Annotated in this window: 24 protein-coding genes and 1 pseudogene; 13 read left to right on the top strand and 12 right to left on the bottom strand. The window is 71.7% G+C overall.

Going from position 1 to position 26,436, the window contains the following annotated elements; genetic code table 11:
* Position 1: 1 nt before the first annotated feature.
* The 4 genes and pseudogenes from ACGF3I_RS06385 to ACGF3I_RS06370 all read left to right on the top strand — a co-directional run.
* The gene (locus ACGF3I_RS06385; protein ID WP_393129445.1) at positions 2-415 is read left to right on the top strand and encodes a lasso peptide biosynthesis B2 protein; all 414 of its coding nucleotides are present in this window, start codon (positions 2-4) and stop codon (positions 413-415) included.
* Positions 408-2,243 (top strand): ABC transporter ATP-binding protein, encoded by a 1,836-nt coding sequence (locus ACGF3I_RS06380; protein WP_393129444.1) that lies wholly within the window; start codon positions 408-410, stop codon positions 2,241-2,243. The genes ACGF3I_RS06385 and ACGF3I_RS06380 overlap by 8 nt, the downstream gene beginning before the upstream one ends.
* Complete coding sequence (locus tag ACGF3I_RS06375) at positions 2,240-3,253, top strand: methyltransferase (protein ID WP_393129443.1); 1,014 nt, start codon at positions 2,240-2,242, stop codon at positions 3,251-3,253. Before ACGF3I_RS06380 ends, ACGF3I_RS06375 begins: the two co-directional genes overlap by 4 nt.
* 94 nt (positions 3,254-3,347) lie before the next feature.
* Positions 3,348-3,509, top strand: a pseudogene (locus ACGF3I_RS06370) (pirin family protein); the annotation flags it as partial.
* 491 nt (positions 3,510-4,000) lie between these two features.
* Here the strand turns inward: ACGF3I_RS06370 and ACGF3I_RS06365 are convergent.
* The 3 genes from ACGF3I_RS06365 to ACGF3I_RS06355 form a co-directional block, all read right to left on the bottom strand.
* A complete protein-coding gene (locus ACGF3I_RS06365; RefSeq protein WP_393129442.1) occupies positions 4,001-4,441 on the bottom strand; it encodes a hypothetical protein in 441 nt (146 codons plus the stop codon).
* 645 nt (positions 4,442-5,086) lie between these two features.
* A complete protein-coding gene (locus ACGF3I_RS06360; protein WP_393129441.1) occupies positions 5,087-5,578 on the bottom strand; it encodes a histidine phosphatase family protein in 492 nt (163 codons plus the stop codon).
* 45 nt (positions 5,579-5,623) lie between these two features.
* Positions 5,624-6,181, bottom strand: a complete 558-nt coding sequence (locus ACGF3I_RS06355) for a hypothetical protein (RefSeq protein WP_393129440.1) — start codon at positions 6,179-6,181, stop codon at positions 5,624-5,626.
* A gap of 509 nt (positions 6,182-6,690) precedes the next feature.
* Between ACGF3I_RS06355 and ACGF3I_RS06350 the strand changes: the two genes are divergently transcribed.
* From ACGF3I_RS06350 to ACGF3I_RS06335, 4 genes are all read left to right on the top strand, one after another.
* Complete coding sequence (locus ACGF3I_RS06350; protein WP_393129439.1) at positions 6,691-7,380, top strand: helix-turn-helix transcriptional regulator; 690 nt, start codon at positions 6,691-6,693, stop codon at positions 7,378-7,380.
* Between the two features lie 32 nt (positions 7,381-7,412).
* A complete protein-coding gene (locus tag ACGF3I_RS06345) occupies positions 7,413-7,997 on the top strand; it encodes a DUF3291 domain-containing protein (protein WP_393129438.1) in 585 nt (194 codons plus the stop codon).
* Positions 7,998-8,111: 114 nt separating this feature from the next.
* Positions 8,112-8,945, top strand: coding sequence for an oxidoreductase (locus ACGF3I_RS06340; protein ID WP_393129437.1), 834 nt, complete (start codon positions 8,112-8,114; stop codon positions 8,943-8,945).
* 101 nt (positions 8,946-9,046) lie between these two features.
* Entirely contained in the window at positions 9,047-10,450 is a 1,404-nt protein-coding gene (locus ACGF3I_RS06335; protein WP_393129436.1) for an MFS transporter, read from the top strand.
* A gap of 169 nt (positions 10,451-10,619) precedes the next feature.
* Here the strand turns inward: ACGF3I_RS06335 and ACGF3I_RS06330 are convergent, their stop codons facing one another.
* From ACGF3I_RS06330 to ACGF3I_RS06310, 5 genes are all read right to left on the bottom strand, one after another.
* Entirely contained in the window at positions 10,620-10,901 is a 282-nt protein-coding gene (locus ACGF3I_RS06330; protein ID WP_393129435.1) for a hypothetical protein, read from the bottom strand.
* A 24-nt stretch (positions 10,902-10,925) separates the two neighbouring features.
* On the bottom strand, positions 10,926-11,771 hold the full coding sequence (locus ACGF3I_RS06325; RefSeq protein ID WP_393129434.1) for a hypothetical protein: 846 nt from the start codon (positions 11,769-11,771) through the stop codon (positions 10,926-10,928).
* A gap of 229 nt (positions 11,772-12,000) precedes the next feature.
* Complete coding sequence (locus ACGF3I_RS06320; protein ID WP_393129433.1) at positions 12,001-13,044, bottom strand: sensor histidine kinase; 1,044 nt, start codon at positions 13,042-13,044, stop codon at positions 12,001-12,003.
* Between the two features lie 170 nt (positions 13,045-13,214).
* A complete protein-coding gene (locus tag ACGF3I_RS06315; RefSeq protein ID WP_393129432.1) occupies positions 13,215-13,874 on the bottom strand; it encodes a response regulator in 660 nt (219 codons plus the stop codon).
* Positions 13,875-14,072: 198 nt separating this feature from the next.
* Complete coding sequence (locus ACGF3I_RS06310; protein WP_393129431.1) at positions 14,073-15,659, bottom strand: RICIN domain-containing protein; 1,587 nt, start codon at positions 15,657-15,659, stop codon at positions 14,073-14,075.
* A 299-nt stretch (positions 15,660-15,958) separates the two neighbouring features.
* Here ACGF3I_RS06310 and ACGF3I_RS06305 point away from each other — a divergent pair, with 299 nt between their 5' ends.
* Both ACGF3I_RS06305 and ACGF3I_RS06300 read left to right on the top strand, forming a co-directional pair.
* Positions 15,959-16,951 (top strand): helix-turn-helix domain-containing protein, encoded by a 993-nt coding sequence (locus ACGF3I_RS06305; protein WP_393129430.1) that lies wholly within the window; start codon positions 15,959-15,961, stop codon positions 16,949-16,951.
* 79 nt (positions 16,952-17,030) lie between these two features.
* Positions 17,031-17,384: a hypothetical protein gene (locus ACGF3I_RS06300; protein ID WP_393129429.1), complete on the top strand. Its 354-nt coding sequence runs from the start codon at positions 17,031-17,033 to the stop codon at positions 17,382-17,384.
* A 129-nt stretch (positions 17,385-17,513) separates the two neighbouring features.
* Here the strand turns inward: ACGF3I_RS06300 and ACGF3I_RS06295 are convergent, their stop codons facing one another.
* From ACGF3I_RS06295 to ACGF3I_RS06280, 4 genes are all read right to left on the bottom strand, one after another.
* Positions 17,514-18,572 carry a DUF5914 domain-containing protein gene (locus ACGF3I_RS06295; RefSeq protein ID WP_393129428.1) on the bottom strand — a complete coding sequence of 353 codons (1,059 nt, stop codon included), beginning with the start codon at positions 18,570-18,572 and terminating at the stop codon, positions 17,514-17,516.
* 166 nt (positions 18,573-18,738) lie between these two features.
* Positions 18,739-19,764, bottom strand: a complete 1,026-nt coding sequence (locus ACGF3I_RS06290) for a phytoene/squalene synthase family protein (RefSeq protein WP_393129427.1) — start codon at positions 19,762-19,764, stop codon at positions 18,739-18,741.
* Positions 19,764-21,311: a phytoene desaturase family protein gene (crtI, locus tag ACGF3I_RS06285; protein ID WP_393129426.1), complete on the bottom strand. Its 1,548-nt coding sequence runs from the start codon at positions 21,309-21,311 to the stop codon at positions 19,764-19,766. Before crtI ends, ACGF3I_RS06290 begins: the two co-directional genes overlap by 1 nt.
* A complete protein-coding gene (locus ACGF3I_RS06280; protein ID WP_393129425.1) occupies positions 21,308-22,588 on the bottom strand; it encodes a polyprenyl synthetase family protein in 1,281 nt (426 codons plus the stop codon). Before ACGF3I_RS06280 ends, crtI begins: the two co-directional genes overlap by 4 nt.
* A 230-nt stretch (positions 22,589-22,818) precedes the next feature.
* Here ACGF3I_RS06280 and ACGF3I_RS06275 point away from each other — a divergent pair, with 230 nt between their 5' ends.
* The 3 genes from ACGF3I_RS06275 to ACGF3I_RS06265 all read left to right on the top strand — a co-directional run bounded on the left by ACGF3I_RS06275 (position 22,819) and on the right by ACGF3I_RS06265 (position 26,344).
* Positions 22,819-24,024: a lycopene cyclase family protein gene (locus ACGF3I_RS06275; RefSeq protein ID WP_393129424.1), complete on the top strand. Its 1,206-nt coding sequence runs from the start codon at positions 22,819-22,821 to the stop codon at positions 24,022-24,024.
* Positions 24,025-24,360: 336 nt separating this feature from the next.
* Complete coding sequence (locus tag ACGF3I_RS06270) at positions 24,361-25,908, top strand: FAD-dependent oxidoreductase (RefSeq protein ID WP_393129423.1); 1,548 nt, start codon at positions 24,361-24,363, stop codon at positions 25,906-25,908.
* A gap of 37 nt (positions 25,909-25,945) precedes the next feature.
* A complete protein-coding gene (locus tag ACGF3I_RS06265; protein ID WP_393129422.1) occupies positions 25,946-26,344 on the top strand; it encodes a hypothetical protein in 399 nt (132 codons plus the stop codon).
* Positions 26,345-26,436 lie beyond the last annotated feature (92 nt).

Below are 26,436 nucleotides of genomic sequence, written 5' to 3'. Positions count from 1 at the left end.
CATGACCGTGCCCACGACCCGCCCCAGCGGCCCCCGTCGGGCGGTCACCGTCCGGGTGGCCGTCGTCAGCGGACTGCTCCTGGCCCGGCTGTCACCGCGTCGGCTGCGCACCGTCCTGGAACGGTTCGCCACCGACGCACGCCCCGCCCCTCACGGGCAGGTGGAGGAGTACTACCGCGAGGTTGTCGGAGCCAGTGCCCGATGCGCCGGGTGGCAGGGCTGCCTCCCCCGATCGATCGCGGTTGCCCTGCTCTGCCGCCTTGGCGGCGCCTGGCCACAATGGTGCGTCGGTGTGCGTGCCACCCCGCCGTTCGCCGCGCACGCGTGGCTGGAGGCCGACGGGCGGATCGTGGCCGAGCCCGGCACCCCCGACGACTACCGGACACTCATGCGAGTCGGAGCGGGCCATGGCTAGCACCGGCCAGGCCACCGCTTCCGGCGCCGCCGCGGACGCGCAAGCCGGTCTGCGCCGTCTCCTGGCATTGATTCGTCCGGAGTCCCGCGGTATCGGCGCGGCCGGCCTGCTCGTCGTCACCGCGTCCGGGCTCGGACTGGCCCAGCCGCTGCTGGCCGGCGCCGTCATCGAACGAGTCCGCACCGGCGGTGGGCTGACCGGCCCGGTAGCCGTACTGCTCGGCCTCTTCGCAGCCCAGACCGTCGTCGACACACTCGGCCGCTATCTACTGGAACGCGCTGGGGAGAACGTCGTCCTGCGCATGCGCCGACAGATCGTGGGCCACCTGCTGCGGCTGCGCATCGCTGTCCTGGAACGGCATCGCGTCGGCGACCTGATCTCACGGGCGACCACCGACACCGCCGCGCTGCGGGACGCAGTCAACCGCAGCCTGGTCGAGATTGCCGTCGGCGTGCTCACCGTGGTCGGCGCCACCGTCCTCATGCTCAGGATCGACCCGCTGCTCTTCCTCGCTGTGCTGGGCGTCTTCGTGGTCGCCGGGCTCGGCGTCACGACCGTCCTGGACCGGATCAGGGCGGCGGGCGAGCAGGCGCAGACGGCCGTCGGATCGTTCGCGGCCGACCTGGAGCGGGGACTGACGGCCGTACGCACCATCCGGGTGAGCGGTGTCGAGGAGTCCGAGTCCGCAGGCATCCTCGCCTCCGCCGAGGCCGCCCGACGGGCCGGCATCCGCGGCGCCCGGCTCGGTGCGGCGGCGGCGCCGGTCACCCAGCTCGCCGCGAGCGGCTCCTTCCTGCTGGTCCTGGTCTTGGGCGGCGCCCGGGTCGCGGACGGCAGCCTCGCGCTCGGCGACCTGATCGCCCTGCTGCTGTACGCCACCTATCTGGTGATGCCGCTCGGCAACCTGCTGGACGGCCTCACCACGCTGAAGCGGGCCATGGGAAGTTTGCAACGCATCGACGACTGCCTCGCCTGGGACGCCGAGCCGGCCGAGCCCGCCACCCGCGCCGAGGTGCGCCCTGCATCCCCAAAAGAGTCGATCCTGGAGTTCCACGACGTGCACTTCGCCTACGACGGACGACCGGCGCTGCGCGGGGTGAGCTTCGCACTCGCACCGGGCACCCGGACCGCAGTGGTCGGGTCGTCCGGCGCGGGCAAGTCCACCATCCTGTCCCTGATCTGCCGACTGCACGATCCCGACCGCGGCTCGATCCGCTATCTCGGCCAATCAGCCGAGGACCTGACGCTACGGCAGTCCCGCTCGTTGCTGGCCCTGGTGGAACAGAACCCTGCCGTGCTGCATGGCACGCTGCGCGACAACCTGGCCCTCAGTGGGGAAACCTCGCCGAAGGCACTGGATCAGGCTTTGCGGCAGGTGAACCTGCACCGGCTGGTCGACCAACTCCCGCAGGGCCTCGACACTCCCGTCGGCGAACACGGCGCACTGTTGTCGGGCGGCGAACGCCAGCGCCTAGCCATCGCACGTGCGCTGCTCAGCAGGCCCGCGCTGCTGCTCCTCGACGAGCCCACTTCCGGCCTCGACACCGAGAACGAGACCACCGTGTTGACCGGTCTGCGCGGCCTGCACCAGCACACCGCCGTGCTGATAGTGGCCCACCGTCTCTCCACCGTCCGCGACGCCGACAGGATCCTCGTCGTCGACGACGGCAGGATCGTGGCGGCCGGCGACCACGACGAGCTCATCCGCACCAGCCAGCGCTACCGTCTGCTGCTCGGCGAGCAGACTCGCGAGCAGCCGCGGGGCCGGATCGGCGGACCGCTCGAAGTCGAGCCATCCGTCACCAGTTCGCCTGGAGCCACGCAATGAACGACGATCTCGCCGCCCACCAGTTCGCCGAAGCCGTGAGCGGACTGGCCCCCGTCGCCCTGCGATCCGCCGCAACTCTGCGACTGGCGGACCACATCATCGCCGGCCACGACCGTCTGCCCGCCCTCGCTGAACAGGCCGGGGCCGACCCAGACCTCCTGGAACGCCTCATGCGATTCCTCGTCTGCCGCCAAGTCTTCGACGAACCCCGGCCCGGTGTATACGGGCTGACGAGTCTCTCCGTCGCCCTGCTGGACGGTCACCCCTCACGCCTGCGATCTTGGCTCGACCAGTCCGGCATCGGCGCCCACCTGGACGCCGCGACCACGAACCTGCTCCAGGCTCTGCACACCGGTCGCCCGCCCTACCCGGATCTGCACGGCAGGCCGTTCTACGAGCATCTCGCGTCCCACGCCGCAGGCACGCCCTTCGACGGGCTCCGCGGCGCCCACGCGGAAAGCTTCGCAGCCGAGTTGGTCAAGTCCTACCCATGGCCCGCCGACGGGCACGTGGTAGACCTCGGAGGCGGTACCGGCGTCCTGGTGGACGCACTGATGAGGGCCTATCCACGCCTGCGCGCGACCCTGCTCGACCTGCCGGACGCCGTCCGTCTGGCCACCGAAAGGTCGACCGCCGCCGGTCACGGCGACCGGTTCACGGCCATGGCCGCGAGCTTCTTTGAGCCGCTGCCGTCAGGGGACGTCTACACGCTGGTGAACGTCCTGCACAACTGGAACGACGACGACGTGGTACGCATCCTGCGCAACTGCGCCCGCGCAACCGCGCAAGACACGTACATCCTGGTGGTCGAGAGGCTGCTGGACGAGAGCGATCCTTACGCGATGACCGCGATGGACCTCGGCATGTTCCTCTTTCTGGGCGGCCAGGAACGCACCCTCGGCCAGTACCAGCAACTGGCCTGCTCCGCCGGTCTGGCGCATGTGGAGACCATGGAGACTCCTGCAGAGCTGCGGGTCCTGACCTTTGCCCCGAGGGCGCCTGCCGGGTGACTGAGAGCAAGGCACCGACCAGGATTCGCATGGCACATTTGTTGATCAGCATGTGATGCCGAGGGTTGCAGTCTGGGCGGCGTCTGATCTTGGGTGGTGGAACTTCGTGGCCCGCACCAACGAGGAGATCCAGCAGGCCCGTTCGGACTGGATGACGGGATCACGCTTCGGCGAGGTGAAGGGCTACGACGGCCTTCCGATCCCGGCCCCCGAACTGCCGGGGGTGCCGCTGAAGGCGCGGGGAAGGGTGCGCTGAGCTGCGGGAATGTCGGCACAGATGCCTACGTGACTGAGGTGGGCGGCAAAGCGGCAAGTGCCCTCCCTCCTCAGTCCGGAGCTCTCGTTTTCGGCGCCAGGGCGAGGGTGTGTGCTGCGGATGGTTCGAGCTTCTGTGGGCGGGTTCAGCAGTCCCAATGCCGACCCAATGCCGGGTTCCGTCGCTCGCAAGTGCAGCCCGGCGCCTCTTGGAAGCCGTCCTGGAGTAGGATCCGCCGGTCGGCGGCGTTGTAGCCGGTGGTGGTGATCTCGCCAGTGATGGCGTGCCGGATCGTCATGAAGGGCTCTGCGGGTGCTTCTGGCAAGGCGGATCTCCTATGCGTCTTCGCCCAACACCCCACCGCTTTCCCGCCACCACCGATCAGAGTGAGGTCAGGGCCAGCCACGGGGAGGCCCGCACCGACGTGGGGGTCCGGCGCAGCGTGCGGCTGCTGTGTGCGGCGTTCCGGACGCTCGCCTCCGGATGACCTGTCAGGCCAGCGGCTTGCGGTCCGGCCACCACCGCTGGACGGCCTCGATGGTCGTCGTCGGACTCACGTTGAAACAGAGCTTCGCGGCGGGCGCCAGTTCGCGGGTGACGTCGACCAGGACTTCGAGAAGCGGGGTCAGCGCCGGGTCAAGCCGGATACCGGCGCCGATCACCACCAGGTCGTAGTCCTTCGCGGACAGCGCGGCGCGGTAGACCGCCTCCGCCGTGCGGCCGTAGTCGAGCAGGCAGAGGTCGACGGTGAAGCCCAGCTCCTGGAGCCTGGCCCGCTCGGCGGCCACCTCGGCCCGGACCACGTCGACGTCGAGATCGGGGAACGCCACCCGCGACGAGGCCGCGTTCTCCACGAGGACGGGTTCGAGCCCGATGGTGAGTACGGACGCGGGCGCAGATGCGGATACGGATGCGGATGTGGTTCCGGACATGCCTCGGTACCTCCTGTGCGGTGCGGTTTCCTGACCGAGGGTGGCATCGGGCTGCCCGCGTCGCCAGCCCCGTACTCCTGGGGCGCCGTTCGGCCGGCCGTCTCAACTCGTGCGGCAGCATGGTGGCATGGAGCGGCCGCGCCAGATGATCGACTGCGACCTCCCCGAGCCGGCAGAAGGGCACACGGGCTCGTCCCCGGGCGACCACCACGGGTGAAGCGGTACAGCTCCGCTCGGGTTGTGCGGGCAACCCGTCCTGGGTGAGAGCTGCTACAGGTCGACGCTGCTCAAGTCAGCTAGTTTTGCGGGACGTTGAGGCTCGCTTGGCGGACGATGTCATCGACCAAGGTGGGCACTGTTCGTGCCGGGGGCCGGGCTGCGGGCGCTCTGGCGGGGACGGCCTGCCGGCATGGGGTTCCGCCCGGGGTGGCGAGCACGACGGGTGCGCGCAGCGAGGAGAAACCTCGTATCCGAACTGCCGTGCCTGCCGCGGCTCCTGCATCAGCCTGCCCCGCCCCGCCCCACACCACTGCCGATCCGTAGCAGTTCTCCGGTAGCCGCACATCGCGTCAAGAGCTGAACAGGCCGCAATCCTTCAGCAGACGGCAGGAGCCGCGGTACGTTCGACGTCGTGGGCGGCCGGCGCTACGGCACGTTCCACCCGAGCACGACGGGCAGCCCGTGCTCGTAGCCCAGCGTGTTGATCGTCCCCGGATGCGGGTGCCCGAACTGCCGCGCACTCGACGCAGGGAGCCCGAGCCGGCGCGCGGTGAGGATGCGTGACAGATGGCCGTGGGCGACGACGGCCACGTCACCCTTCTCCAGCAGCGGCCGGAGCCGGCCGAGGAAGGCGTCCACCCGCACGGTCACGTGCCCGAGGTCCTCGCCCGCGTCCACGCCGTCACGCCACAACCCCCAGCCCGGCGTGTCCTCCTGGATCTGCTCGGCAGTCAGTCCCTCATAGCGGCCGTAGTCCCACTCGATCAGGTCGGCTTCCGCGCCGTTCAGCCCCGCCAGCTCAGCCGTCCGCACGGCACGGGTCAGCGGGGTGCTGTAGACGGCGACGAACTCCCGTCCGGCTAGCCGAGGCACGAGCGCACGTGCCGCTGAACGAGCTGCCGGACCGGGCTCCGTCACGTGGGCGAGACCCGTAGCTTGATCACGACGACCCGAACCCGGCCTCTAGTACGCGTTGTCGACCCACCAGGACTGGTAGCCGGAGTTCTTCGACGGGTCATTGCACGGGTAGCCGCGCACGCCGTACTCCGAGTCGTCGAGGCAGTTCCACGGGGCGTTGATGCCGTTGCGTACGACTTGGGTGTTCGCGCCTGAGCTGGTGGTGAAGAACTCCAGCGCCCACTTCTGGTAACCGTTGAGGAAGCTGGGGTTGTTGCAGTCGTAGGTGCGCAGGCCGTAGTCGGAGGACCAGTCGAGGCAGCGGCCGGTGTTGACGTTCTGGAGCTGGCCGTAGCCGGAAGACCAGTTGATGACGTGCCAGCGCTGCCAGCCGCCGTCGACGCTGGGCTGGTTGCACTCGTAGGTGCGCAGGCCGTAGTCGTTCGAGTCGTCGAGGCAGCCGCCCGTCCAGTGCGAGCCGATGATGTAGTCGTGACCGACCTGCCAGCCGTAGGCGGTGCCACCTTCGGCGTGGGCGGCGGTGGCTCCTGTGAAGCTGATGCCTGCGGCGACAGCGAGAGCGGCGGTTGACCTTGCCAGGTGCTTTCCGAGCTTCTGGAGCATGGTGCCCTCCTTGACGTTCGTGGTTGACGGCGCTTAGTGAGCGGCGGCGTCGGCCTGGTCCGTGAACGGCTCTGTCTGTGGACGACCCCGCGGTGTATGGACTCGTCCGTGAACGGCCGTGTCCGACAACGACTTCGTCCTGACGTCGGCCGGCCGCCCTGGGCCTGGGCCGCGCCCCCACCCCGGCGCGGTGACAGCAGCCGTGACCGCCACCGGGGCCCGGACCGAACGTCGTTCCACCGCTGTTCCCCTCCTTGTGCGAAGCGGCACATTGCGCGGAACGGCACTTCGGTGACGTTACGGATGCCGGTCCTGCGACCGTCCTCGTTTCGTCCTAACCCCTGGTCGGAGCCCCGGAGGAGCACGGGTGAACACACAGCCGCCCCGGGGGCACCCCAGGGGAGCCGCCGCGTCCCGCAAGGAGAAAACCCATCGACCCCCGGCCTGCCTGAAAGCCGGCTCGCGCCCGCCGCTCTATCTGCAACCTGCGTTGTTCCTAGAATGGCCGGGTGAGAGATATCGACGCGGTCGCGGTGTTGCAGGATCCGGTGCGACGCCGCCTGTACGAGTACGTGGTGGCGCAAGGGCGCGAGGTCGGGCGCATCGAGGCCGCCGATGCGGCCGGGGTCTCGCGCACGCTCGCTGCGCATCATCTGGACAAGCTGACGGAGGCGGGGTTGCTGGAGAGCGGCAGCCGCCGCCTGTCCGGACGCTCAGGGCCGGGAGCGGGCCGTCCGGCCAAGGTGTACACGCGGGCCCGGGGCGAGCTGTCGGTGTCTCTGCCCCTCCGTGACTACCGCACCGCCGCCACGCTGCTCGCCGAGGCGGCCGAGCAGGCCGGGCTGGATGACGGGTTGCGCGCGGCGGCACACCGTCGGGGCGCGGCCCTGCGTGGTACGGCGGCGCCCTGCGCGGACCTCCGGGACGCCATGGACCTGCTTGCCGACCGCGGCTACGAACCGCATCTGGAGGGAGCCGAGGACACCGACGGCACGGCGAAGACGGCGGCGCACGCCGTGCGTCTGCGCAACTGCCCCTTCCACGCCGTCGCCGAACGCTTCCCCCCTTTGGTCTGCGGCATGAACCTGGCGCTGCTGGAAGGGCTGTTCGGCACGGACGGCCCCGTGCGTGCGCGCATGGACGCCAGGCCCGGCGAGTGCTGTGTGGTGATCGAAGACTCTAAAAACCAAAGTGATTGACATAGAAAAGACGACCGTGCTGGGATGAGGCCATGACCGCATCCGTGCCCGTCGCTCATCTCGCTCACCTCAACGTCGCCACGCTCCGGCACCCGCTCGACGACCCGCGCACCGCGCCCTTCGTCGCCTTGCTCGACTCGGTCAACGCCTCCGCCGACGCCGCGCCCGGCTTCGTGTGGCGGCTCGTCGAGGAAGGTGAGGCGGACGCCACCGGCCTGCGCCCGGCGGGCGAAAACGTCGTCGTCACGCTGTCGGTGTGGGAATCCCCGCAGGCCCTGTGGGACTTCACCTACCGCAGCGGACACCTGGCGGCCATGCAGCGGCGCCGTGATTGGTTCGAGCGCCCCCTCGAAGCGCACCTGGTGCTCTGGTGGGTCCCCGTCGGCCACCGCCCCTCGGTCGAGGAAGCTCTGCAGCGGCTCACGGACCTGCGGACGCACGGGCCGTCCCCCCGTGCGTTCACGTTCACCGCTCCCTTCACCGCAGCCGAGGCCGCGCAGCGCTCTGAAGTCGCTTGCACGCACCAGTCCGGACAGGCGCAGCTGATGAAGTGCGAGGACCGTCCGGCCGCCGGCGCGGCTGACGCCGGAGCCCTTGCGCCCGCATCCCGTCCGTGAAGTTCCATGGCCATCGGCTGTCACGGCGGGCCCTGGATGCTCAACTGATGCGTCCCGCACGGCAGTTCACACGTCCGCTCAAGTCGGCGGATCAACCGGCGCAAGGAGAAGATCATGAACAAGGTATGGCTGGTCACCGGGGCGAGCAGCGGGTTCGGCCGGGCGATCACCGACGCGGCGGTGGCTGCTGGAGACACCGTGGTCGCCGCCGCCCGCCGCACCGCGCCGCTCGATGACCTGGTCGCCGCACACCCGGACCAGGTCGAGGCGCTGCCGCTGGACGTCACCGACATCGCCGGCATCCAAGACGCGGTCGACGGCGTGGTGGCCCGGCACGGCCGTATCGACGTCCTGGTCAACAACGCCGGACGGGGCATGGTGGGGGCCGTGGAGGAGACCACCGACGCCGAACTGCGGGATCTTATGGACCTGCACTTCTTCGGTCCGGCGGCACTCACCCGCGCCGTACTGCCGCACATGCGCCGCCGGGCCGCGGGCGCCATCGTGCAACTGACCAGCATGGGCGGGCGGTTCGCCTTCGCCGGGGTCGGCGCCTACTGCGCCACCAAGTTCGCCTTGGAAGGCCTCTCCGAGGCGCTGGCCGCCGAGGTCGCCCCGCAGGGGATCCGGGTGCTGATCGTCGAGCCCGGCGCCTTCCGCACCGGCTTCGCCGGTGCCGGAACTCTGCAGCAGTCCGCGCCCCTGAACGCCTACGAGGACACCGTGGGCCCCGTCCGTTCCGGCCTGCCGGGCGGCGCGGGCCAGGAGCCGGGGGACCCGGCCAGGGCCGCGGCCGCCATTCTCACCGCGCTGGACGCTGACGAACCGCCGCTGCGTCTGCCCCTGGGCAACGACGCCACCGACGCGATCTACGACCACCTCGAACGGGCCCGCACCGAACTCCACTCCTGGGAGAAGCTCACCCGCTCCACCGACTTCGACAACTGACGGCCCCCCGGCCCCCGCCCGCGTCCCGCCGCCGTTCCCGCACGGGCGCGGCAGCGGGGTCCTGCCGCGCGAGGCGCGGCTTCCCTCTCAGGAGCGCCCTCATGAGATCGCCGCAAGCGTCCGCCACCGCCGCACGCACCGCGGGCCCGGCCAAGGACGGATCCCCCCTGGTGCTCGGCGCCGCCCTGCTGGGCTTCTTCCTCATCTCGCTGGACGCGCTGATCGTCACCGTTGCCCTGCCCGACATCGGCCGCAGCCTGGGCGGCGGCATGGCCGGGCTGCAATGGGTCGTGGACGGCTACACCCTCGTCTTCGCCGCCCTGATGCTCTCGGCCGGTGCCGTGTCCGACCGTATCGGTGCCCGACAGGCGTACGGCGCCGGGCTCGTCCTCTTCGCGCTGGCCTCGGCCGCCTGCGGGCTGGCACCCGGCCTCGGCGTACTGGTGGCCGCCCGTCTCGTGCAAGGCGGTGCGGCCGCAGTGATGATGCCGGCGTCGCTGGCCCTGGTCCGGCAGGGCTTTCCCGACCGGGCCAGGCGGGCACAGGCGATTGCTGTGTGGACCGTGGGCGGGGCGGTCGCGGTGGCGGCCGGGCCGGTCGTGGGCGGGGCGCTCACCGCCTCCGTGGGCTGGCGGTGGATCTTCTTCGTGAACCTGCCCGCGGGCCTGCTGGCGCTTGCCCTGCTCACCCGGGTCCCCGACTCTCCCCGGCTGCCCGCGCGCCTGGACACGGCCGGACAGATCACGGCCGTCACCGCCATGGGGGCGTTGACGTACGGAGTGATCGAGGGCGGCGAGAAGGGCTTCGGTCACTCGCTCGTGGTGGTATCACTACTGGCGGCCGTAGTCGCGGCGGGCCTCTTCCTGGCGACTCAGGCCAGGGGTGCGCAGCCGATGCTTCCGCTGCCGCTGTTCCGCTCCCACGTGGTGGCGGTCTCCCTGGTCGTCGGCTTCATGCTCAACGCCGCTTACTACGGAGGGGTGTTCGTCTTCAGCCTCTACCTCCAGCAGCAGCGCGGACAGTCGGCACTGCACGCCGGCATGCTGTTCCTTCCCATGACGGCACTTGTCGCCGTGGTCAACCTGGCCTCGGCGAAGCTCGCGGCCCGGTTCGGCCCCCGCGTGCCGATCGTGACCGGACAACTGGTCGGCGCGGCGGGCGCGCTGTCGCTCCTCACGATCGGCCCGCACACGCCCGTGGGCGCGGTCGCGGCGCTGATGGTGCCGGTCGGCCTCGGCGGAGCGCTCGCCGTCCCCGCTCTGACCGCCCTGCTCCTTGACGCCGTACCCGCGGACCGGGCGGGCACCGCCTCCGCCGTCCTCAACACCGCCCGCCAGGTCGGCGGAGCCATCGCGGTGGCCGTCTTCGGCGCACTGCTTGCCGGGGCGGACACGTTCCTGTCGGGCATGCGATGGGGCATGCTGATCGCCGCGGCCGGGCTTCTGCTGGCGGCGGGTGCGGCAGCGACACTCCCCGGGCGCGGGCCCCTCTCCACGCAGCCGTGAGGGCAGGATCCGGGGCCGCCGCACTGAGCCTGACGGCGATCCAGCTGCCGGCTCTCGTCATCGGTGGCGCGCGCAAGCGGTACGGCATCCACGCCGCCCCGCGTACACGCACGCCCGTCAGCGGAACTCCGCTGACGGGCGTCGACCGTCTCCCCGTTCCTCCGTCCGTTCAGCCGTTGTTCACGACGTAGAGCAAGGTGAAGAAGGACCACCCGGTGAGGGCGACCCAGCCGGCAGGTGACGGGTATGTCCTGCGCAGCAGGCAGATCGCGAAACAGGTGATGAGGACCAGCAGCGTCATGCCCTGAAGTGACCACCCGATCACCGGGAGAAGGGAAGGCGCCCTGTCCTCGAAGAGGAAGCACAGGAAGACAGGGGCGGACGTGTACGCGAAGACGAGGAATGCCTTGTCCGTGACCGTGGACGTCTGCCGGTCTTCTCGTTCTGTCACGATGATTCCTCCGCGCTGCTGGGGCTAAAGGTGGTTCAGGTATTCCCAGATCTTGTAGCCGAGCTCGCCCTTGACGCCCCACCACGCAACCTTGAGGGCCCAATTCTGCTTGCCGACCCATTTCTCGAAACTCTGGTACGAACCGTGCGCCGCCTTGGCCCAGCCAGGAATCTTCGTGATCAGCTTGACGACCGCCTTGGCGGCTCCGCTGAGGTTCGGGTCTGCGACGACGGGGAACGCCGACGCCTCCGTGAAGGCCACATGCTGAATCAGCCTCTGGCCCTCCACGCGGTACTGGGTGGCGACGGGCTTTCCGGCCGCGTCCCTGGCCCACGGCGTAGCCACCTCCCCGATGACGGCGCCGTCGGCCGCCTGGATGAGAACTCCGCCGTCGTCTTCCGGGGTGAGAGTCGCACCCTTGGGCAAGGTGAGGTCGTAACGGTAATCGTGCGCCGCCGCGGCGCTCTTGATGTTGACCAGGGCGCGGGCGCCGGCGCGCGTGGGCTGGACCGCGATGTCCGCGGACGGTGCGGCGTCCGGGTAGAAGACGGTGCCGGAGGCGGTGGTCACCCCTGTCACGTTCTTCATCTGCGGAAGTGAGAAACCGACCAAGGGGTGGCCCGGACTCGTGACGGTCACCGAACCTGCGGCGGTCGCGGGAACGCCAACATGAACGGTGCCACTGCCTATTGCCTCAGCGTGATGCGAATCGAATGCGGCCGCCACGGAATCCACGGCCGCTGCGGCACGGGTCGTGCTGGTGCTGTCCGTGCCGTCCGCGTAGGCATGCGGGGCCACAGTGCCGACCATCAGTGCAACGCTGGTGGCAAGGGTGGCTCCCACCGTGGCGCGCTTGCGGGAAATTCTCACGTGTATTGCCCTTCAAGTGAAGAATTCAGGAAGAGTATTGACCTTCCGGTCCCGCACAGCTTGGCAAGCAAATCGGCGCCCGGTAACCCGCCACCTGGCGGTGTTGTGCCCCGCTGAACCACGGCATCTGCCGCCCTTTGCCCCGCCACTTGGGGGCTCCGCCGAAGCACTGGGCCACCGTGCCGGCCTCCGCCGCCGGCGCCGCTGTCACCGTGGGCGGCGCCCCGACCTACAGAGGGAACGTCGCCGTCACCAGGAACCCGCCGTCAGGTGTGGCCTCTGCTGCGAAGCGTCCGCCGAGCAGGTGAGCCCGTTCGGCCAACCCCCTCAGCCCGAGCCCCATTCCGCGTGGTTCCACGGTGGGCGCGTCCCGGCGTGGCGTGCCGCTCTCCACTTCGACGCGCAGGACCCCGTCAGCCGTGGTGACGCTGACGGAAACGGGCGAGCCGGGAGCGTACTTGGAAGCGTTGGTCAGCGATTCCTGCACGGTACGCCAGACGGCGTGCTCCGCGGCCTTGGTCATGACGGGCCAGGGATCGGGAGTGTGGAGGCGGAAGCGGATCCCGCCGGCGTGCACGTGTTCGGCGAGTTCGGACAGGCGGTGACGCAGCGGCATCCGGGTGTCAGCAGTGTCGACCTCGTGGAGGACTGCCAGCATCTCGTGCAGTTCTGTCACGGCCTGGGCGGACAGCTGCTGGATCAGTTGGGCGGTCTCCTTGGTGTCCATCTCGCTGGGACGCGCCACCTGGAGTGCGCCTGCTTGGAGACTGATGAGGCTGATCTTGTGCGAGACGACATCGTGCATCTCGCGGGCCAGACGGCCCCGTTCGGCAGCCGTGGCCTCCTCCGCGACCATCCATTTCTCCCAGTGCTGACGAAGCGCCATCTCCTGGAGCCGCTTTCTGCGCGAGCGCGCCAGACGGCCGGTGGCGACGGCGGCCGTGGGCCCCAGGAAGCACACGATGACCGGCGTGGGGGAGAGGTGCTCCAGAACGATGGCGGGAATGCCGTCCGACGCTGCCTGAACTGTGGCGTACGTAATCCCGGTTGCGGTGGCCCCGGTTGCGCTGAGGAGGACGGGGCCGCGCAGCTCAGCCAGGTAGTAGAGCGCGATCAGCGGGGCGAGGGAGCCCGGGCCCAGCAGCGCCAGAAGCAGTGCCGCCTCCGGTGCACGGTGGCGGAGCAGGAGACCCGCGGCCGCGCTGACGGAGAACGCCACGCGCAAGGCTGACGGAGAGTGGCTGATGAACGTGTACTCATCGAGGAGCGCCATGAGTACGGGCAGGGCATGCAGGGCGGCGCTTCTGGCCCGCGTGAACGTTCCCCTAAGCTCCCGCCGCCCGCCCAGCACTGCGGAGCGCACCCTGCCATCCGCGAGCCGGAGCTGGAGCTGAAGTTGGAGCTGGAGTCCAATGCTTCGCAAGCGGGGTCGTGCAGGGACATTCACAGCCGGCCCGGTCTGCTCCGGAGCAGTTGGGCACGGTCCGCCAGCACCGCCGCCTGGACCCGGTTGAGGCCGCCGAGCTTGGCGAGTATCGCGCTCACATGGTCTTTGACGGTCCCTGGGGAGAGGTGCATCCGCCGGGCGATGTCGCTGTTGGTGCGACCGTGGCCGACGTGGGTCAGAACCTCCCGCTCCCGGGCGCTCAGCGTGCCCATCCGCCGTGCTTCCTCCCGGTCCTGGCCCGACGCGAGGTAACCCGCGATGACCTGACTCGTCGCCTCGGGCGCAAGCACACGGCGACCCGCCGCGAGACTGCGCACGGACAGAACCAGCTGCTGCGGCGCAGCGTTCTTCAGCAGGAATCCAGCGGCCCCGGCGCGCAGGGCTTCGTCGACGTACGTGTCGCGACCGAAACTGGTGAGCATGGCGACCACGGGCGCGTCCGGCCGTTCCGTGATCTGCCGGAGGAGCGAGATCCCGTCCGCTTCCGGCATCCGGATGTCGAGGAGCAGCACGTCCACGGGGCGGGAGGTCACGGCTTCGAGTGCGCCCGCGGCGCCGCTCTCGACCACCACCGTCATGTCGTCCGCCGAGTCGAGGATGACGCGTAGGCCGGTGCGGACCAGTGGTTCGTCGTCCACGACGGCAACTCGGATCACTCGCACTCCTCTTTCGCGTTCCTGGCATCGGCTACGACGAGGATTCGAGGAGGGGCGTTGCTCGACGGACATGTGTCCCGGGCCACACGCACGGCTTTCGCCGGGCCTGGGCCCGTGGGGCCGAGTTGCTTCCGTGGTGGGAGCGGGCCGTGTCCCCTTGCCGGAGCGCCGGCCGGGGGACACGGCATTCGGCTCAGGTCACTTGTTCCGGCACTCGATGACACCGGTGGCGATGCCCTTGAAGGTGCCTGTCATCATGCCGATGGCCAGCCCTTCGGGGCCGCCGGTGAGGGCTCCCCAGGCGCCGCCCTTGACGATCCCGAGACCGATCTTCTTGGCCATGCACTTGTCGTGTTCGTCGCTGCTCGCGGCAGCGAACGTGCCCGCGAAGAGGCTCCCGGATGTCCTCGTCCTGAGGGTCGTCTTCAGGGTCGTCGGCGCGTTGGTGTCCGTGCCGAGCGAGTAGGTGGGAGGCGTGATGGTGCCGGTGACGGTGTCGCCGGTCACACCTTCGATGGTCTGGGTGACCTTGTTGCCCTCCACCGAGAGGCGTGCCTTGTGCAGCGTCCCTGAGGTGTCCGTGACGCTGCCGGGCTGCACCGTGGCGATCGTGCTCCCGTCGGCGTCGTTGACCCGGACACCGCCGTTGTACGCGGTGAGCGTGGCGCCCTCGGGCACGTCCACGACGGCTGCCGCGGTTCTCGCGAGGACGGCCGGCTGGTCGGCGGTGTTCGCGGTGCCGCTCTTGGGCGTCTCCGCGCTGGTGCGAGCGACGTACATCGTGGAGCCCGCGGCCGAGTTGATGACGGGAACGGTGACTGACGCGTCCGTGGTCCACGGCTGGTTGTCGGTGTTGAAGGTCCAGGTGCCGGTGACCTTCTTGCCGATGGCGGCGAAGTCGACCCATCCGTAGTTCTTGGCAGGCACGTCGATCGCGATGCCGTTCACGGTGGTCTCGTCGGACTGATAGGTCTGCGTCGCGGTGAGCTGGTTCGAGATCATCGCCTGGATCTGGGAGGTGACGCCGACGGAGGTCGACACCCCCGCCGAGAAGGACTGCTCCCAGCCGGAGTGGTAGATCGTGGTGAAGATCTGCTTCATGGGCCCGCTGGTGTCGTTGTACCAGACCGAAGAGGCGGGCTGACTGGGGAGGGCCTGGGGCGGACCCTCGGACTTCTGCGTCCAGGAGCAGGTCGACGTCTTCTTGGAGCAGAGGTCGGAGTAGTAGTCCAGGGCCAGGCTCGCCGCCTCGGCGGCCTTCGAGGCGGGGATGGTCCACTGCTGGCTCGCGCTGCCGTTACAGGGGTTGGGCTGGGCGAGGATGCCCCACAGGTGCAGGCCGCCGCGGTTGTCCATGCAGTACTCGAGCCCGCTGCTGTCGTCACGGCGGGTGATGCCGAAGGTGTTGGGCTTGCCGTCGACGGGGCGGAAGTGCCACTGCTCGCCGTCCTTGCCACAGGACTGCTGCTGGGCGGGCTGAGAGGCGTAGATGCACTTCCCGCTGGAGGTGCTGGCGATGTTGAACGTGCCGGGGGCGCCGAGCCTGATCAGCCTGAAGCCCGTGTAGTTGGTGCCGTCCGGGGTGACGGAGATCTGGTTTCCGTCGTTGTTGCCCGTGGCGTTCAGGGTGCCGTCGCCGTTGCTGAACGTGTACACGTCTGCCCCGGCCGCGGCCGGGGTCACCGCGCCGGCCGCCGGGGCCGCGGCCAGTAGGGCTCCGGAGAGGAACAGGGCGACGGCGGGCACTCTGAGGTGTCTTGCTGCTCTCGCTATGCGACTTCTCATGGTCACTTCCTGTGGTCTGGGCGGGCACGTGAGGGACAGGCGGCGTCCTGAGGTGCCCGACCCCACTCGTCGAAACAGCACGCCAAGTCCCCTTCTGCGCAGTGCCGAAGCTTTGGCCAGAGGCTAGGTGGCGCCTGTGAAATCGCGGTGAAACGCGGCCCGGGGGGCTCGGGGTGCCAGCTCCGGACGAGCGGCGCGCCGGGGGAAACATGCTGTGCGCGGGGTTGTGGCGTCGCATCGTGGGGGCGGCCGATCAAGCTGTCGGCCTGGCGAAGATGTGAGAGGCCCGGGGGGCGTGGATGTGGTCGCACGTGTCGTCGAAGGCGTTGCCGACAGGGGAGCGGTTCGACTGGTTCGAGGAACTCATTTCGCGCGAGGTGATCCCCACCGATCTGCGCACCGACCGTCCCGCCGACTTCGAGGCGGAGGCCGCCGTGCTGGCGCTGGGCGAGGTCAGGGTGGCCACCTTCGCGTTCTCGCCGCTGCGTTCGCGGCGCACGCCGGCCCTGATCCGGCGGGGTGACCCCGAGCAGTACCAGCTGGGGCTGATCCACTCGGGTGCCGCCGCGTTCGCGCAGCACCGCAACGACTGCCGGGTGACGACCGGCGACCTCGTGTTCTGGGACACCTCGCGACCCTCCGAGGCGGAGATCCCCGCAGCGACCGGACCGGTGAGGCTGCTGATGCTCCAACTGCCGCGCCATGCACTGCCGTTGCGAGGAGGCCATGTCGACCGGCTGCTCGCCGGGCGCATCCCCGGTGATCGCGGCACGCCGGCCGTCCTGGCCGACTTCCTGCGCTCCCTCGAAGGGCGCGCGGCCGGGTGCACGCCGGCCGAACTGGCGCGGCTCGGCTCCATCGCAGTCGACCTGCTGGCCGCCGGCCTGGCGCAGAACCTGGACGTCGAGGAGCGGCTTCCCGCGGAGGTCCGCACCCAGGCCCTGCTGCGGCGGGCCCATGCCTTCGTCGACACCCACCTCAAAGACCCCGGGCTGTCGCCCGCCACCGTCGCGGCCGGCCTGGCCGTCTCGGTGCGCACCCTCCACGAGGCGTTCCGCGGCACCGGCGAGACCGTGGCGGCCCGCATCCGGCGGCGGCGCCTTGAGCGGTGCTGCGAAGAGCTGGCCCGGCCGGGCCCGCGGGCGTACCCGGTCGCGGTGATCGCCGCCCGCTGGGGCTTCAGCGGGCCGGCCGTCTTCAGCCGCGTGTTCAGGGAGGCGTACGGGACGACACCCACCGAGTTCCGTGCGCTGAGGGTCAAGGAAGCCCGCGCTGAGTGCACACTTCCGTGATCATCCGCTTCCTAATCTGGGCGTCGTTCGCACGACCTGCACAGGAACACGACGCACACAGGAAACGGGAGGAGCCATCATGAAGAGGAAAGTGGCACAACTGGCCGTGACGGCGGTCGCGATGCTCGGTTTCGGCCTCATCACCGTCGGGCCGGCGAGCGCGGACTCGGCGGTCTGTGAGAGCTGGGGCGGTGTGTGCACCAGTGGCTCGATAGCCTCGAACGGCAACCACGAGGTCTGCTTCTCCGGCAAGCACAAGGCCCTGGCCTACTGGGGTCGGGCCGAGCTGTGGGACGCCGACACCGGCGTGATGGTCGGCTCGTTCGCCACCAACGCGTATGACAACAAGTCGCGTTGCGTCGGCGGTCTGTACGGCCAGCACTACTACGAGCGTGGCACGGGCGGCTACTTCTACGGCACGGTCTGGAACTGACCCCCGGCTCGATCACGGTTGGGCCTGACCCGCACCGCGCCCGCCGGGACCCCTCCCGGCGGGCGCGGTGCTGTCGTGCTCGTTCGGGGGGGGCGACCGGCGCGGAGACGGGCGGGGCCGACCCACCGCTCAGCCGGGGAAGCGCCCCGTCGAGCGCAGCAGCCAGCGGCGTTCCGCGTAGGCGAGGTCGTCGCGCCACAACCGGCCCGCGGTGTGGTTGACCAGCGGGCGGGCCAGCGGGCCCAGCAGTTGGGCCACGCGGAAGCCGGGGCGGTCGGAGGTGGCGATGACGGCTTCGACCACCGCGGTGCGCGGCCGGCCCCGGGCATCCGTCCCCAGGGGGGTGGCATGCGTCTCGACGACCGAGCCCTCGCCCTCTCCCCGCACGATGTGCATGACCACCGTGCGCGGTTCCGGCGCCGTGAACGTCGCGCGCACCGGGACGACGACGCGTCCGGCGACCTTGAATGACACATCGACGACGAACGCGTCGTCCGCGCCGCCCGCGTCACCCGTGTCGGCCCCGGACCCGGCCCCGTCCGCGCCGTCGCGTCGCGGAGCGCGCACCACCGTCAGATCCACGAAGGCGTACGGGTGGAACCACGCGCCGTGCCAGGGGTCGAGGCGGTTGGCGACGATGTCCTCCGGCTCGCACGTGCCCACCGTCGTGTAGACCGAGACGAGCGACCGGTCGAGGGTGGGACGCGAGGGCAACACCGGCTCCGGGAGCGGGAGTTGGGCGCCGTCCGTCGTGTCGAGGCGCACCCAGATCAGCACGCCGTCGTCGTGTACGGGCACGGGCTCCCAGCCGGCCGTCGCGGCGCCGTCCAGCGTCAGACCGTGCCAGTGGCAGACCAGCGTCCCGCAGAGCACCGGGCTGTCTTTGAGCGGCGCCCCGAGATGCGGGCACTGCCCGGGCCCCGCCACCGGCACCCCCTGGGCGTCGCGCCACACCACGATCTCCCGGCCGGCGATGGTGCGTCCCCAGGGGGCGGTGGAGGTCAGGTCACGCGATGCTCCCGCGACGTACCAGTTGCCGGACGGTCTGGCCTGGGCGCGGCGCAGTGCCGCGCCGATGAGGGCCGGCTGGGCGTCCCGCCACGTGCTGCGCTGGTGTTCCCACGGCACGGCGCCTCTGCGCAGGCCGAGGGGAAGGCGGGAACGCCGTGCCGGATCGCGCGAAACCATGCGTCGCTGCTTTCGTGAGTAACCATTGCCGACTCCCCTCCTGGGAGGGGACCGCGCCCCTCGCAAGCAAGCGAGCAACCCGTGCCCCTCGCAAGCAAGCGAGCAACCCGTGCCCCTCGTCTGCCCGCGCGCGAGCAATCCGTGCCGCCCGCCGCCCGCGCAAGCGTCAGCCGGCCCCGGAACGCTCCGGTCGCCGTGCCACGGCTGCGGCTGCGGCGGCACTGTTCGGTGCCCCGGTGTGCACCACGGCGTCCGGTGTGCGGCGGTGACGGGCCCGTGCCCGGCTGACCAGCCCGTCGAGGGCGATCAGCGCGCGCCGGCGGCGCGGGACCACGGCGCGGCGGTGCACGACCTGGTAGCCGTCGGCGGCGATGGCGTCCAGGATGCCGCGGTAGAGCACGAAGGCGGTGCGGATGCAGGGCCTGGAGCGCGGACTGAGCATCGCGAGGCCGGGCGCGGCCTCCCGGTAGGTGTGCCGCGTGAGGTCTTCCGCCGCTCGGAGCGCCCCCGTGATGCGGGCGTCTCCCTTTCCCGTACGTCTGCTCCACTCCAGGAGGGGGAGGTCGACGCCGTGCGCGGCCAGGAGGTCGAGGGGGAGGTAGACGCGGCCCCGGTCCAGGTCCTCGCCCACGTCCCGCAGGAAGTTGGTCAGTTGGAACGCCACGCCCAGGGCCGCCGCGTGCGGCTGCGCCTCGGCGGCCGGCACCACCGTGCCCAGGACCGGCAGCATCTGGAGGCCGATGACGGCCGCCGACCCGTGCATGTACGAACGCAGGTCGGCGTAGGTGGCGTAGGAGGCAACCGTGAGGTCGCTGCGCATCGACGCCATGAAGTCCCGGAAGAGCTGGGGGTCGATGGCGTAGCGGTCCGCCGTGTCCGCCACCGCGCGGATGACGGGACGGGCGGTGGCGCGGCCCGGGCTCAGCCCGGCGTCGAGGTCGCGGCCCAGCTCGTCGAGCGCGCACCGGCGCTGTTCCGGCGTGGCCGTGCTGTCCAGGGAGTCGACGATGTCGTCGGCCCAGCGGGCGAAACCGTACAACGCGTGCACGGCGGCCCGGTGTTCGAGGGGGAGCAGGCGCGTGGCCAGGAAGTACGTCCGGCCGTGCTGGGCGTTGAGCGCCCTGCACCGCTGGTACGCGTGGCGCAGAGCGGGATCGGTGATACCGGCGGCGTTGAGTTCGCGGGCGGTCATCAGGGGCGCTCCTCGGCGGAGTTCGGGGCGGCGGCCGGGTGCGGCCGGCGGCGTGGGCGGGGAGCGGCTGCCCCGGTGATGCGCGCCGCGGCGAGCTTTCCGGAGATGAGCACCGTGGGCACGCCGACCCCCGGGGTGGTGCCGCAGCCGGCGAGGACGGCGTTCTCGGTGCCGTTGACGAGGTTGCGGGGGCGGAAGGGGCCGGTCTGCGCGAAGGTGTGGGCGGCGGAGAACGGGGTGCCGTACAGATGGCCCTGGGCCTGCCAGTCGGCCGGAGTGACCATCAGCTCGTCCGTCACGGAGGCGGCGAGCCCGGCCAGGCCCCGGCGTTCCAGTTCGGTGAGGAGCTGGGTGCGGTAGCGCGGGGCGAGTTCGGCCCAGGCCCGCGCGTCGGGGCCGATGGCGGTGTTGGGGCACGGCGCGAGGACGTAGTGCAGGTGGTGGCCCGGCGGGGCGAGGCCGGGGTCGCTCGCGGTGGGGCGGGTGATGAGGAGCGAGGGGTCGCTCATGAGCCGGCCCCGGCGGGTGACTTCGTCGAACGTCGTCTTCCACGCGGCGCCGAACGAGATGGTGTGGTGGGCGAGTTGGGGCCAGGTGCGGTCGCAGCCCACGTGCAGGACCACCGCCGACGGGGCGGCCCGCAGCCCCACCGGGCGGCGCGGAGCACGACCGAGGAGGCGGTAGGCGACGGGCAGGTCGGCGGTGATGACCACGGCGTCGCACGGGATGCGCTCGTGCTCGGTAACCACCGCGGTGACCCGCTGCCCCGAGCGGTCGAGCCGCACCACGTTCTCGCCGTAGCGCAGCCGGGCCCCCGCGGAGCCGGCGGCCTTCGCCATCGCCGCGGGGAGCGCGTGCATGCCGCCGCGCGGGAAGTAGACCCCGGCGACGGTGTCCATGTACGCGATCACGGCGTACGCGGCGAGGGCGCGGGCCGGGGGCACGCCCGCGTACAGGGACTGGAAGGAGAAGACCCTGCGCAGCCGTTCGTCCTTGAGGAAGCGCCCGATGCGGGCGTCGAGACGGCCGAAGCCGCCGAGTGCGGCGAGCCTGGCGAGGTCGGGGGTGAACAACTGGAGCGGGGAGTCGAAGTTGGTGTCGATGAAGCCGGCGATCTGCGCCCGGTACAGCTGCTGGAGCCAACGGCGCAGCCTGCGGTAGCCCTGCGCCTCCCCGGGCCCCGCGAAGCGGGCGACCTCGCTCTCCATGGCGTCACCGTCGGTGTGCACGTCCAGGGTGGCGCCGTCCGCGAACTGGGCCCGGTAGGCCGGGTGCAGCGCGATCAGCTCCACGTGGTCGTACAGGCTCGTGCCGACCGCGGCGAAGGCCTCGTCGGCGAACTCCGGCATGGTCAGCACCGTCGGCCCGGTGTCGCGCAGGAAGCCGCCGCCCGCCAGGCGCCCCGCACGGCCGCCGGGGCCCGGTGACCGCTCGACGAGCGTGACGCGGCGGCCCGCCCCGAGGAGGTGCAGCGTCGCGGACAGACCGGCGAGTCCCGCGCCGATGACGACCACGTGGTCGGTGCGGCCCGGCAGGGTGCGCGTCATGAGGCTCCTTCCGTCACGCGGACGGGGGCGGCGAGCGGGGTGGTCACGGGCGTCGCGCCGTTGGGGGACGCGGGGAGGGGCCGTCCGGCCGCCGTGTGCATCAGCTGGAGGAGACGGCCGTGGCCGTCGGCGTGCAGATGGGCACGCAGCAGATGCCGGCGGGACAGGGCCAGCAGTTGGTCGATCCTGCGCAGCACGGTCCGGTGGGCTCCCGTGGACGTCACGGCCTCGCGCACCGCCAGCAGCCCGTCCGCGTCCAGGCCGGCGCACCCCAGGTGCCGGGCCAGCGCCTGCTGGGCCGCGGTGTTCGCCGAGGACTCCGCCCGCGCCAGGGCCACCGCGATCAGATAGGTGGGCTTGCCGGCCCGGATGTCCTGGCCCGGGGGCCTGCCGGGCAGGCCTGCGGTGGCGGGATCACCGAACAAGTCCCTCACGTCGTCGTGAAGTTGGAAGGCCAGGCCGGCACACCGACCCGCCGCGCGCAGCGCCGCCGTGGTGGTCGCGTCGGCTCCCGCGAGCAGGGCGCCGAGGTGCAGCGGGCGCTCCACCGTGTACAGGGCGCTCCGCAGACAGGCCGCGCGTACGGCACGGGCCCGCGTCCGTGTTCCGGTGAGGGCGCCGTGCATGTCCAGGTACTGCCCGGCGACCATCTCGGTGCGCATCACCGCCCAGGTGGCGCGTACCTCCCTCGTCACGGTTGCGGGCAGGTCGAGTTCGCCGATGAGGTCGTCGGCCCAGGCGAGCGCCAGGTCCCCGGCGAGGATCGCGGCGGCCTCGCCGAGCCGGCGCCGGCCGTCGGCCGTCGTGTCGGCGGCGTACTGCCCGGCCACCGCGGCGTGCACCGAGGGCCGGCCGCGCCGCACCAGGTCGCCGTCCATCACGTCGTCGTGGATCAGCGCGCCGCACTGCAGGAGTTCGAGCGCCGCGGACAGGTCGAGCGCGGCCCGCGTCCGCGTGGCGCACGGCCGGGTGCGGCCGCGCAGGGCCCACCACAGGAACTGGGGCCGTACCCGCTTCCCGCCGTCGAGCGCCAGCCGTTCCAGACGCGCCGCCACGTCGTGTGCGAACGTCTCGTCCAGCGCGCCGGCCCCCGCCGTCCGGGGCGCGAGCCAGTCCCGCAGCCGGTCACGGACCGCCGCGGGGACGTCGGCGTCGACCTGCGCGTACCCGGGCGCCACCCCCGCCGCCGCGCCGTCCGGCGTCACGGAGCGTCCCGGCGTCACGGAGCTGCCCGCCCGGCTCGATCCCTCGTGCGGCCGACCGTCTTCCCAGCCCATCGCGGCAGCTCCTTCGGCTCGTCCGTGCCGGGCGGCCGGCAGACCCCCCTCCGTGGGCGGTGCCCGCCGCGGCGAGGGATACGCAGAACAGACATCGCTCGTCGCCCCTTTCGGCGTGAACACCGGCTCACCGTGGTACTCGTGACCACGGCACGCCTGCGCGTACCGGAGCGCCGCGGAAGCGAACCTGATGGAGTCACGCGATTAGAGCGAGGGGAGCATCGACGCCGATGGACGAAGCCGACGTGGTCGTCGTCGGGGCGGGTGCGGCGGGCCTGTCCCTGGCCGACCGGCTCGCCGCCCCCGGATACGCCGGGGGAGCGCCGTCCGTCGTCCTGCTCGACGCCCCGGCGGGACCCTTGCGCCCGCCCCGGCGGACCTGGTGCTTCTGGGAAAACGGGGCCGGCCGTCACGACGCCGCGCTCGCCGCCTCCTGGCACTCCCTGCGCGTCCACGGCCGGGACGGACGCGGCACCCGCCAGGACATCGCACCGCTGCGCTACAAGATGATCCGCTTCGACACCTTCGAGTCCCTGGTGGACGAGCGCCTCGCCGAGGCGCCCCACATCACGCGGCGCCGGGCCACCGTGGAGCGCGTCACCCCGGCCGGCCGGGGCAGCCACGTCCACCTGCGCGACGACGACGGGCGGGCCCGCGTCCTGCACGCGCGCTACGTCTTCGACTCCCGCCCGCCACGCGTCCTGCCGCCCGCCCGCACCTGCCTGCTCCAGCACTTCAGGGGCTGGTTCGTGCGCACCCGGCGGCCCGTCTTCGACCCCCGGACCGCGGACCTGATGGACTTCCGCACGCCCCAGCCCCCCGGGGGCCTGGCCTTCTTCTACGTCCTGCCCACGAGCACCACCACGGCGCTGGTCGAATACACCCAGTTCTCCGCCGCCGTGCTGCCCGCCGAGGCGTACGACCGCATGCTGCGCGGCCATCTGGCCGACGTCCTCGGCGCGGGAGCCCACGAGGTGACCGACACCGAGTCCGGGGTCATCCCGATGACCGACGGCCGCTTCGCGCGCCGCAGCGCCCCCGGTGTCTTCCCCATCGGCGTGGCCGGGGGCGCCGTACGGCCCTCCACCGGGTACGCGTTCTCCGCCATCCAGCGCCAGGCCGCCGCCATCTCCGAAGCACTGCGCGCCGGACGCGATCCGCTGCCGCCGGCCCCGCATTCGCGGCGCTCCCGAGCCATGGACGCGGTCCTGCTGCGCGGTCTCGCCAGCGGCCGGGTGGACGGCGCCGCCTTCTTCGGGCAGCTCTTCGGCCACGTCCCGATGGAGCGTCTGCTGCACTTCCTCGACGGACGGACCACGCCGGCCCAGGACTTCGCGATCGGGCTGCGCACCCCGATCCTGCCCATGGTGCGCAGCGCACTCGCCACCGCCACCCACCCCAGACGCCCCGTCACACCGCCCGCCCGCCCCTCCTGAGCTTCACCTGTCTCGCCCGCCTACCTGAGAGCCCTGTGCCGGCTGCCCCTCCCGAGAGTCCCGTCCCGTCCGGCCCTCCCGAGCACCTCCTTCCGTCCGGCTCCCCGGAGGTCCCGTCCCGCCCGGCCCTCCTGAGCCTCCCCGTCCACCGAGGAACACCATGCCCGTCCCGCCCGACCCCGTCCGCCACGACCCCGCCGCCCTCCACCGCGCCCCGCGCAGCCGTGGCACCCACGGCCCGGCCCCTTCGACGCCCGCCCGCCGCCCCGCGCCCGTTCCGCGGGTGTCGCGGTCGCTTCCGGCCCCCTGGCCGCCGGCCGACGGGGCGTGTGCCCGATGAGGCGCGGCCGTCCCGGGCCCGGGCGGGACACGCGCGCCCGTCTGCTGCCCGCACGCCCCGGCACCCGTCGCGCCCGTGACGCCGGTTCGCTCTCGGTGGGCGTCGTCGGCGGCGGCATCGCGGGGCTCGCGGCGGCGACGGCGCTGGCCGAGCGCGGCGTACGCGTCACCCTGTACGAACGAGCCGACACGCTGGGCGGACGTCTGGCGGGATGGCCCACCACCCTGCGCGACGGCAGCCAGGTCACCATGAGCCGGGGCTTCCACGCCTTCTTCCGCCAGTACTACAACCTCCGCGCCCTGCTGCGGCGCACCGATCCCGCGCTGCGGCGCCTGACGCCGCTGCCGGACTATCCGCTGCGGCACGCGGAAGGCCTCCGCGACAGCTTCGCCGCCGTGCCCAGGACGCCGCCGTGGAGCGCCCTGGTCTTCGCGGCCCGCAGCCCCTCGTTCCCGCTGCGCGAACTCACCCGGGTGAACGCGGGGGCCGCGCTCGGCCTGCTCGACGTACGCGTCCCCGACGTCTACACCCGGCTCGACTCCATCAGCGCGTACGACTACCTCGACACCATCCGCTTCCCGCGGTCCGCCCGGCACCTGGCGTTCGAAGTCTTCTCCCGCAGCTTCTTCGCCGATCCGCGCACCCTGTCGGCCGCCGAGATGGCCCTGATGTTCCACATCTACTTCCTGGGATCCGCCGAGGGCCTCCTCTTCGACGTGCCCGACGAGCCCTTCCCGCAGGCGCTCTGGGATCCCCTGGCGGAGCGGCTGCGTCTGCTGGAAGCAACGGTGCGCAGCGCCACGGAAGTTCACGCCGTCGCGCCCGATCCCCGAGGCGGCCTGCGCCTGGCCACCGATGAGGGGGAGGACCAGCACGACGCCTGCGTACTCGCGCTGAACGTACCCGGCCTCGTCCAACTCGTCGGCCAGAGCCCGCAGTTGGGGGACGCAGCGTGGCGCGCGCGCATCGAAGGGCTGCGTACGGCCCCGCCGTTCCTGGTCAGCCGCCTGTGGCTGGACCGGCCCGTGGCCCGCGACCGCCCGGGCTTCCTCGGCACCAGTGGCTACGGCGACCTCGACAACGTGAGCGTGCTCGAACGGTGGGAGGGCGAGGCGGCCCGCTGGAGCGCCCGCACCGGCGGCTCCGTCGTCGAACTGCACGCGTACGCCCAGCCCCACGACGCCGACCGACGGGCCGTGCAGGACCGGCTCCTGGGTCAGCTGCGCCGCGTCTATCCCGAGACGCGCGACTGCTCCGTGACCGACGCCCGCCACGAATGGCGGGACGACTGCCCGCTGTTCCCGGTCGGCGGATACCAGGACCGCCCGACGGTACGCACCAACCACCCCGGCGTCATGCTCGCCGGTGACGCGATCCGCTGCGACCTGCCGGTCGCGCTGATGGAACGGGCCGCCACGACGGGGATGCTCGCCGCGAACGGACTGCTGGCGCGGTGGGGCATCGCGGGGCACGACCTGTGGACGGTGCCGCCGCACGGCCGTACCCTCCCGAACCGGCGACTGGCGGCGCTGTCCCGCACTTAGACCGTTTCGATTCGGCAACTGCGGCTAAACGCAGTGCATGTCGGAAACAGCGAAGACGAACGGGACCACGAAGAGCACCGCGGCCAAGAGCACGGCTCGACGCGCGAGCAGCGGGGCGCGCTCTGCCACGGCCAAGACCACAGCGGCTGCCGATCAGGCCAAGTCGGTGGCGTCCGACGCCAAGGACGCCACGGGCGGCGGCATGGTGGCGCTGCGTTCGAAGGCCAAGGCGGGTGGCGAGATGCTGTCCGCGGTCCCCGGCAAGTCGATCAAGGTCGCGTCCACCGCGTGGACGGTGGTGCGCAAGCGCAAGCAGATCGCGGTCGGTGTGGGCGGCGGCGCCGTCGCGGCGCTGGCGGGTGCCTACAGCCTCGGCCGGGCGACGGCCCGGCGGGCGCAGGGACCCTTCACGCGGGCGACGGGCGGCCGCTTCTGACGCGGGCCGCATGACGGCGGGGGGGGGCCGCGGGGGGGGGGGCCGGCGGGCCCCGCGGAGCATGGGGCGCGGCCCCCTGGGCGGGCGGCGGG

It is taken from the genome of Streptomyces sp. NPDC048111 (assembly GCF_043202815.1).
Lineage (GTDB): Bacteria > Actinomycetota > Actinomycetes > Streptomycetales > Streptomycetaceae > Streptomyces.
The sequence above is the reverse complement of the archived record's forward strand: the minus strand, read 5'-3'. Positions and strand labels throughout refer to the sequence as shown.

Excerpts from the sequence above, each read along its gene's own strand:
- ACGF3I_RS06275 (WP_393129424.1), top strand. The coding sequence starts at position 22,819 with ATGGACGAAGCCGACGTGGTCGTCGTCGGGGCGGGTGCGGCGGGCCTG.
- ACGF3I_RS06270 (WP_393129423.1), top strand. The coding sequence starts at position 24,361 with ATGAGGCGCGGCCGTCCCGGGCCCGGGCGGGACACGCGCGCCCGTCTG.
- ACGF3I_RS06375 (WP_393129443.1), top strand. The coding sequence starts at position 2,240 with ATGAACGACGATCTCGCCGCCCACCAGTTCGCCGAAGCCGTGAGCGGA.
- ACGF3I_RS06340 (WP_393129437.1), top strand. The coding sequence starts at position 8,112 with ATGAACAAGGTATGGCTGGTCACCGGGGCGAGCAGCGGGTTCGGCCGG.
- ACGF3I_RS06295 (WP_393129428.1), bottom strand. The coding sequence starts at position 18,572 with ATGGTTTCGCGCGATCCGGCACGGCGTTCCCGCCTTCCCCTCGGCCTG.
- ACGF3I_RS06320 (WP_393129433.1), bottom strand. The coding sequence starts at position 13,044 with ATGGCGCTCCTCGATGAGTACACGTTCATCAGCCACTCTCCGTCAGCC.
- ACGF3I_RS06365 (WP_393129442.1), bottom strand. The coding sequence starts at position 4,441 with ATGTCCGGAACCACATCCGCATCCGTATCCGCATCTGCGCCCGCGTCC.
- ACGF3I_RS06300 (WP_393129429.1), top strand. The coding sequence starts at position 17,031 with ATGAAGAGGAAAGTGGCACAACTGGCCGTGACGGCGGTCGCGATGCTC.
- ACGF3I_RS06310 (WP_393129431.1), bottom strand. The coding sequence starts at position 15,659 with ATGAGAAGTCGCATAGCGAGAGCAGCAAGACACCTCAGAGTGCCCGCC.
- crtI (WP_393129426.1), bottom strand. The coding sequence starts at position 21,311 with ATGACGCGCACCCTGCCGGGCCGCACCGACCACGTGGTCGTCATCGGC.
- ACGF3I_RS06280 (WP_393129425.1), bottom strand. The coding sequence starts at position 22,588 with ATGGGCTGGGAAGACGGTCGGCCGCACGAGGGATCGAGCCGGGCGGGC.
- ACGF3I_RS06265 (WP_393129422.1), top strand. The coding sequence starts at position 25,946 with ATGTCGGAAACAGCGAAGACGAACGGGACCACGAAGAGCACCGCGGCC.
- ACGF3I_RS06345 (WP_393129438.1), top strand. The coding sequence starts at position 7,413 with ATGACCGCATCCGTGCCCGTCGCTCATCTCGCTCACCTCAACGTCGCC.
- ACGF3I_RS06305 (WP_393129430.1), top strand. The coding sequence starts at position 15,959 with ATGTGGTCGCACGTGTCGTCGAAGGCGTTGCCGACAGGGGAGCGGTTC.
- ACGF3I_RS06355 (WP_393129440.1), bottom strand. The coding sequence starts at position 6,181 with ATGCTCCAGAAGCTCGGAAAGCACCTGGCAAGGTCAACCGCCGCTCTC.
- ACGF3I_RS06290 (WP_393129427.1), bottom strand. The coding sequence starts at position 19,764 with ATGACCGCCCGCGAACTCAACGCCGCCGGTATCACCGATCCCGCTCTG.
- ACGF3I_RS06385 (WP_393129445.1), top strand. The coding sequence starts at position 2 with ATGACCGTGCCCACGACCCGCCCCAGCGGCCCCCGTCGGGCGGTCACC.
- ACGF3I_RS06380 (WP_393129444.1), top strand. The coding sequence starts at position 408 with ATGGCTAGCACCGGCCAGGCCACCGCTTCCGGCGCCGCCGCGGACGCG.
- ACGF3I_RS06335 (WP_393129436.1), top strand. The coding sequence starts at position 9,047 with ATGAGATCGCCGCAAGCGTCCGCCACCGCCGCACGCACCGCGGGCCCG.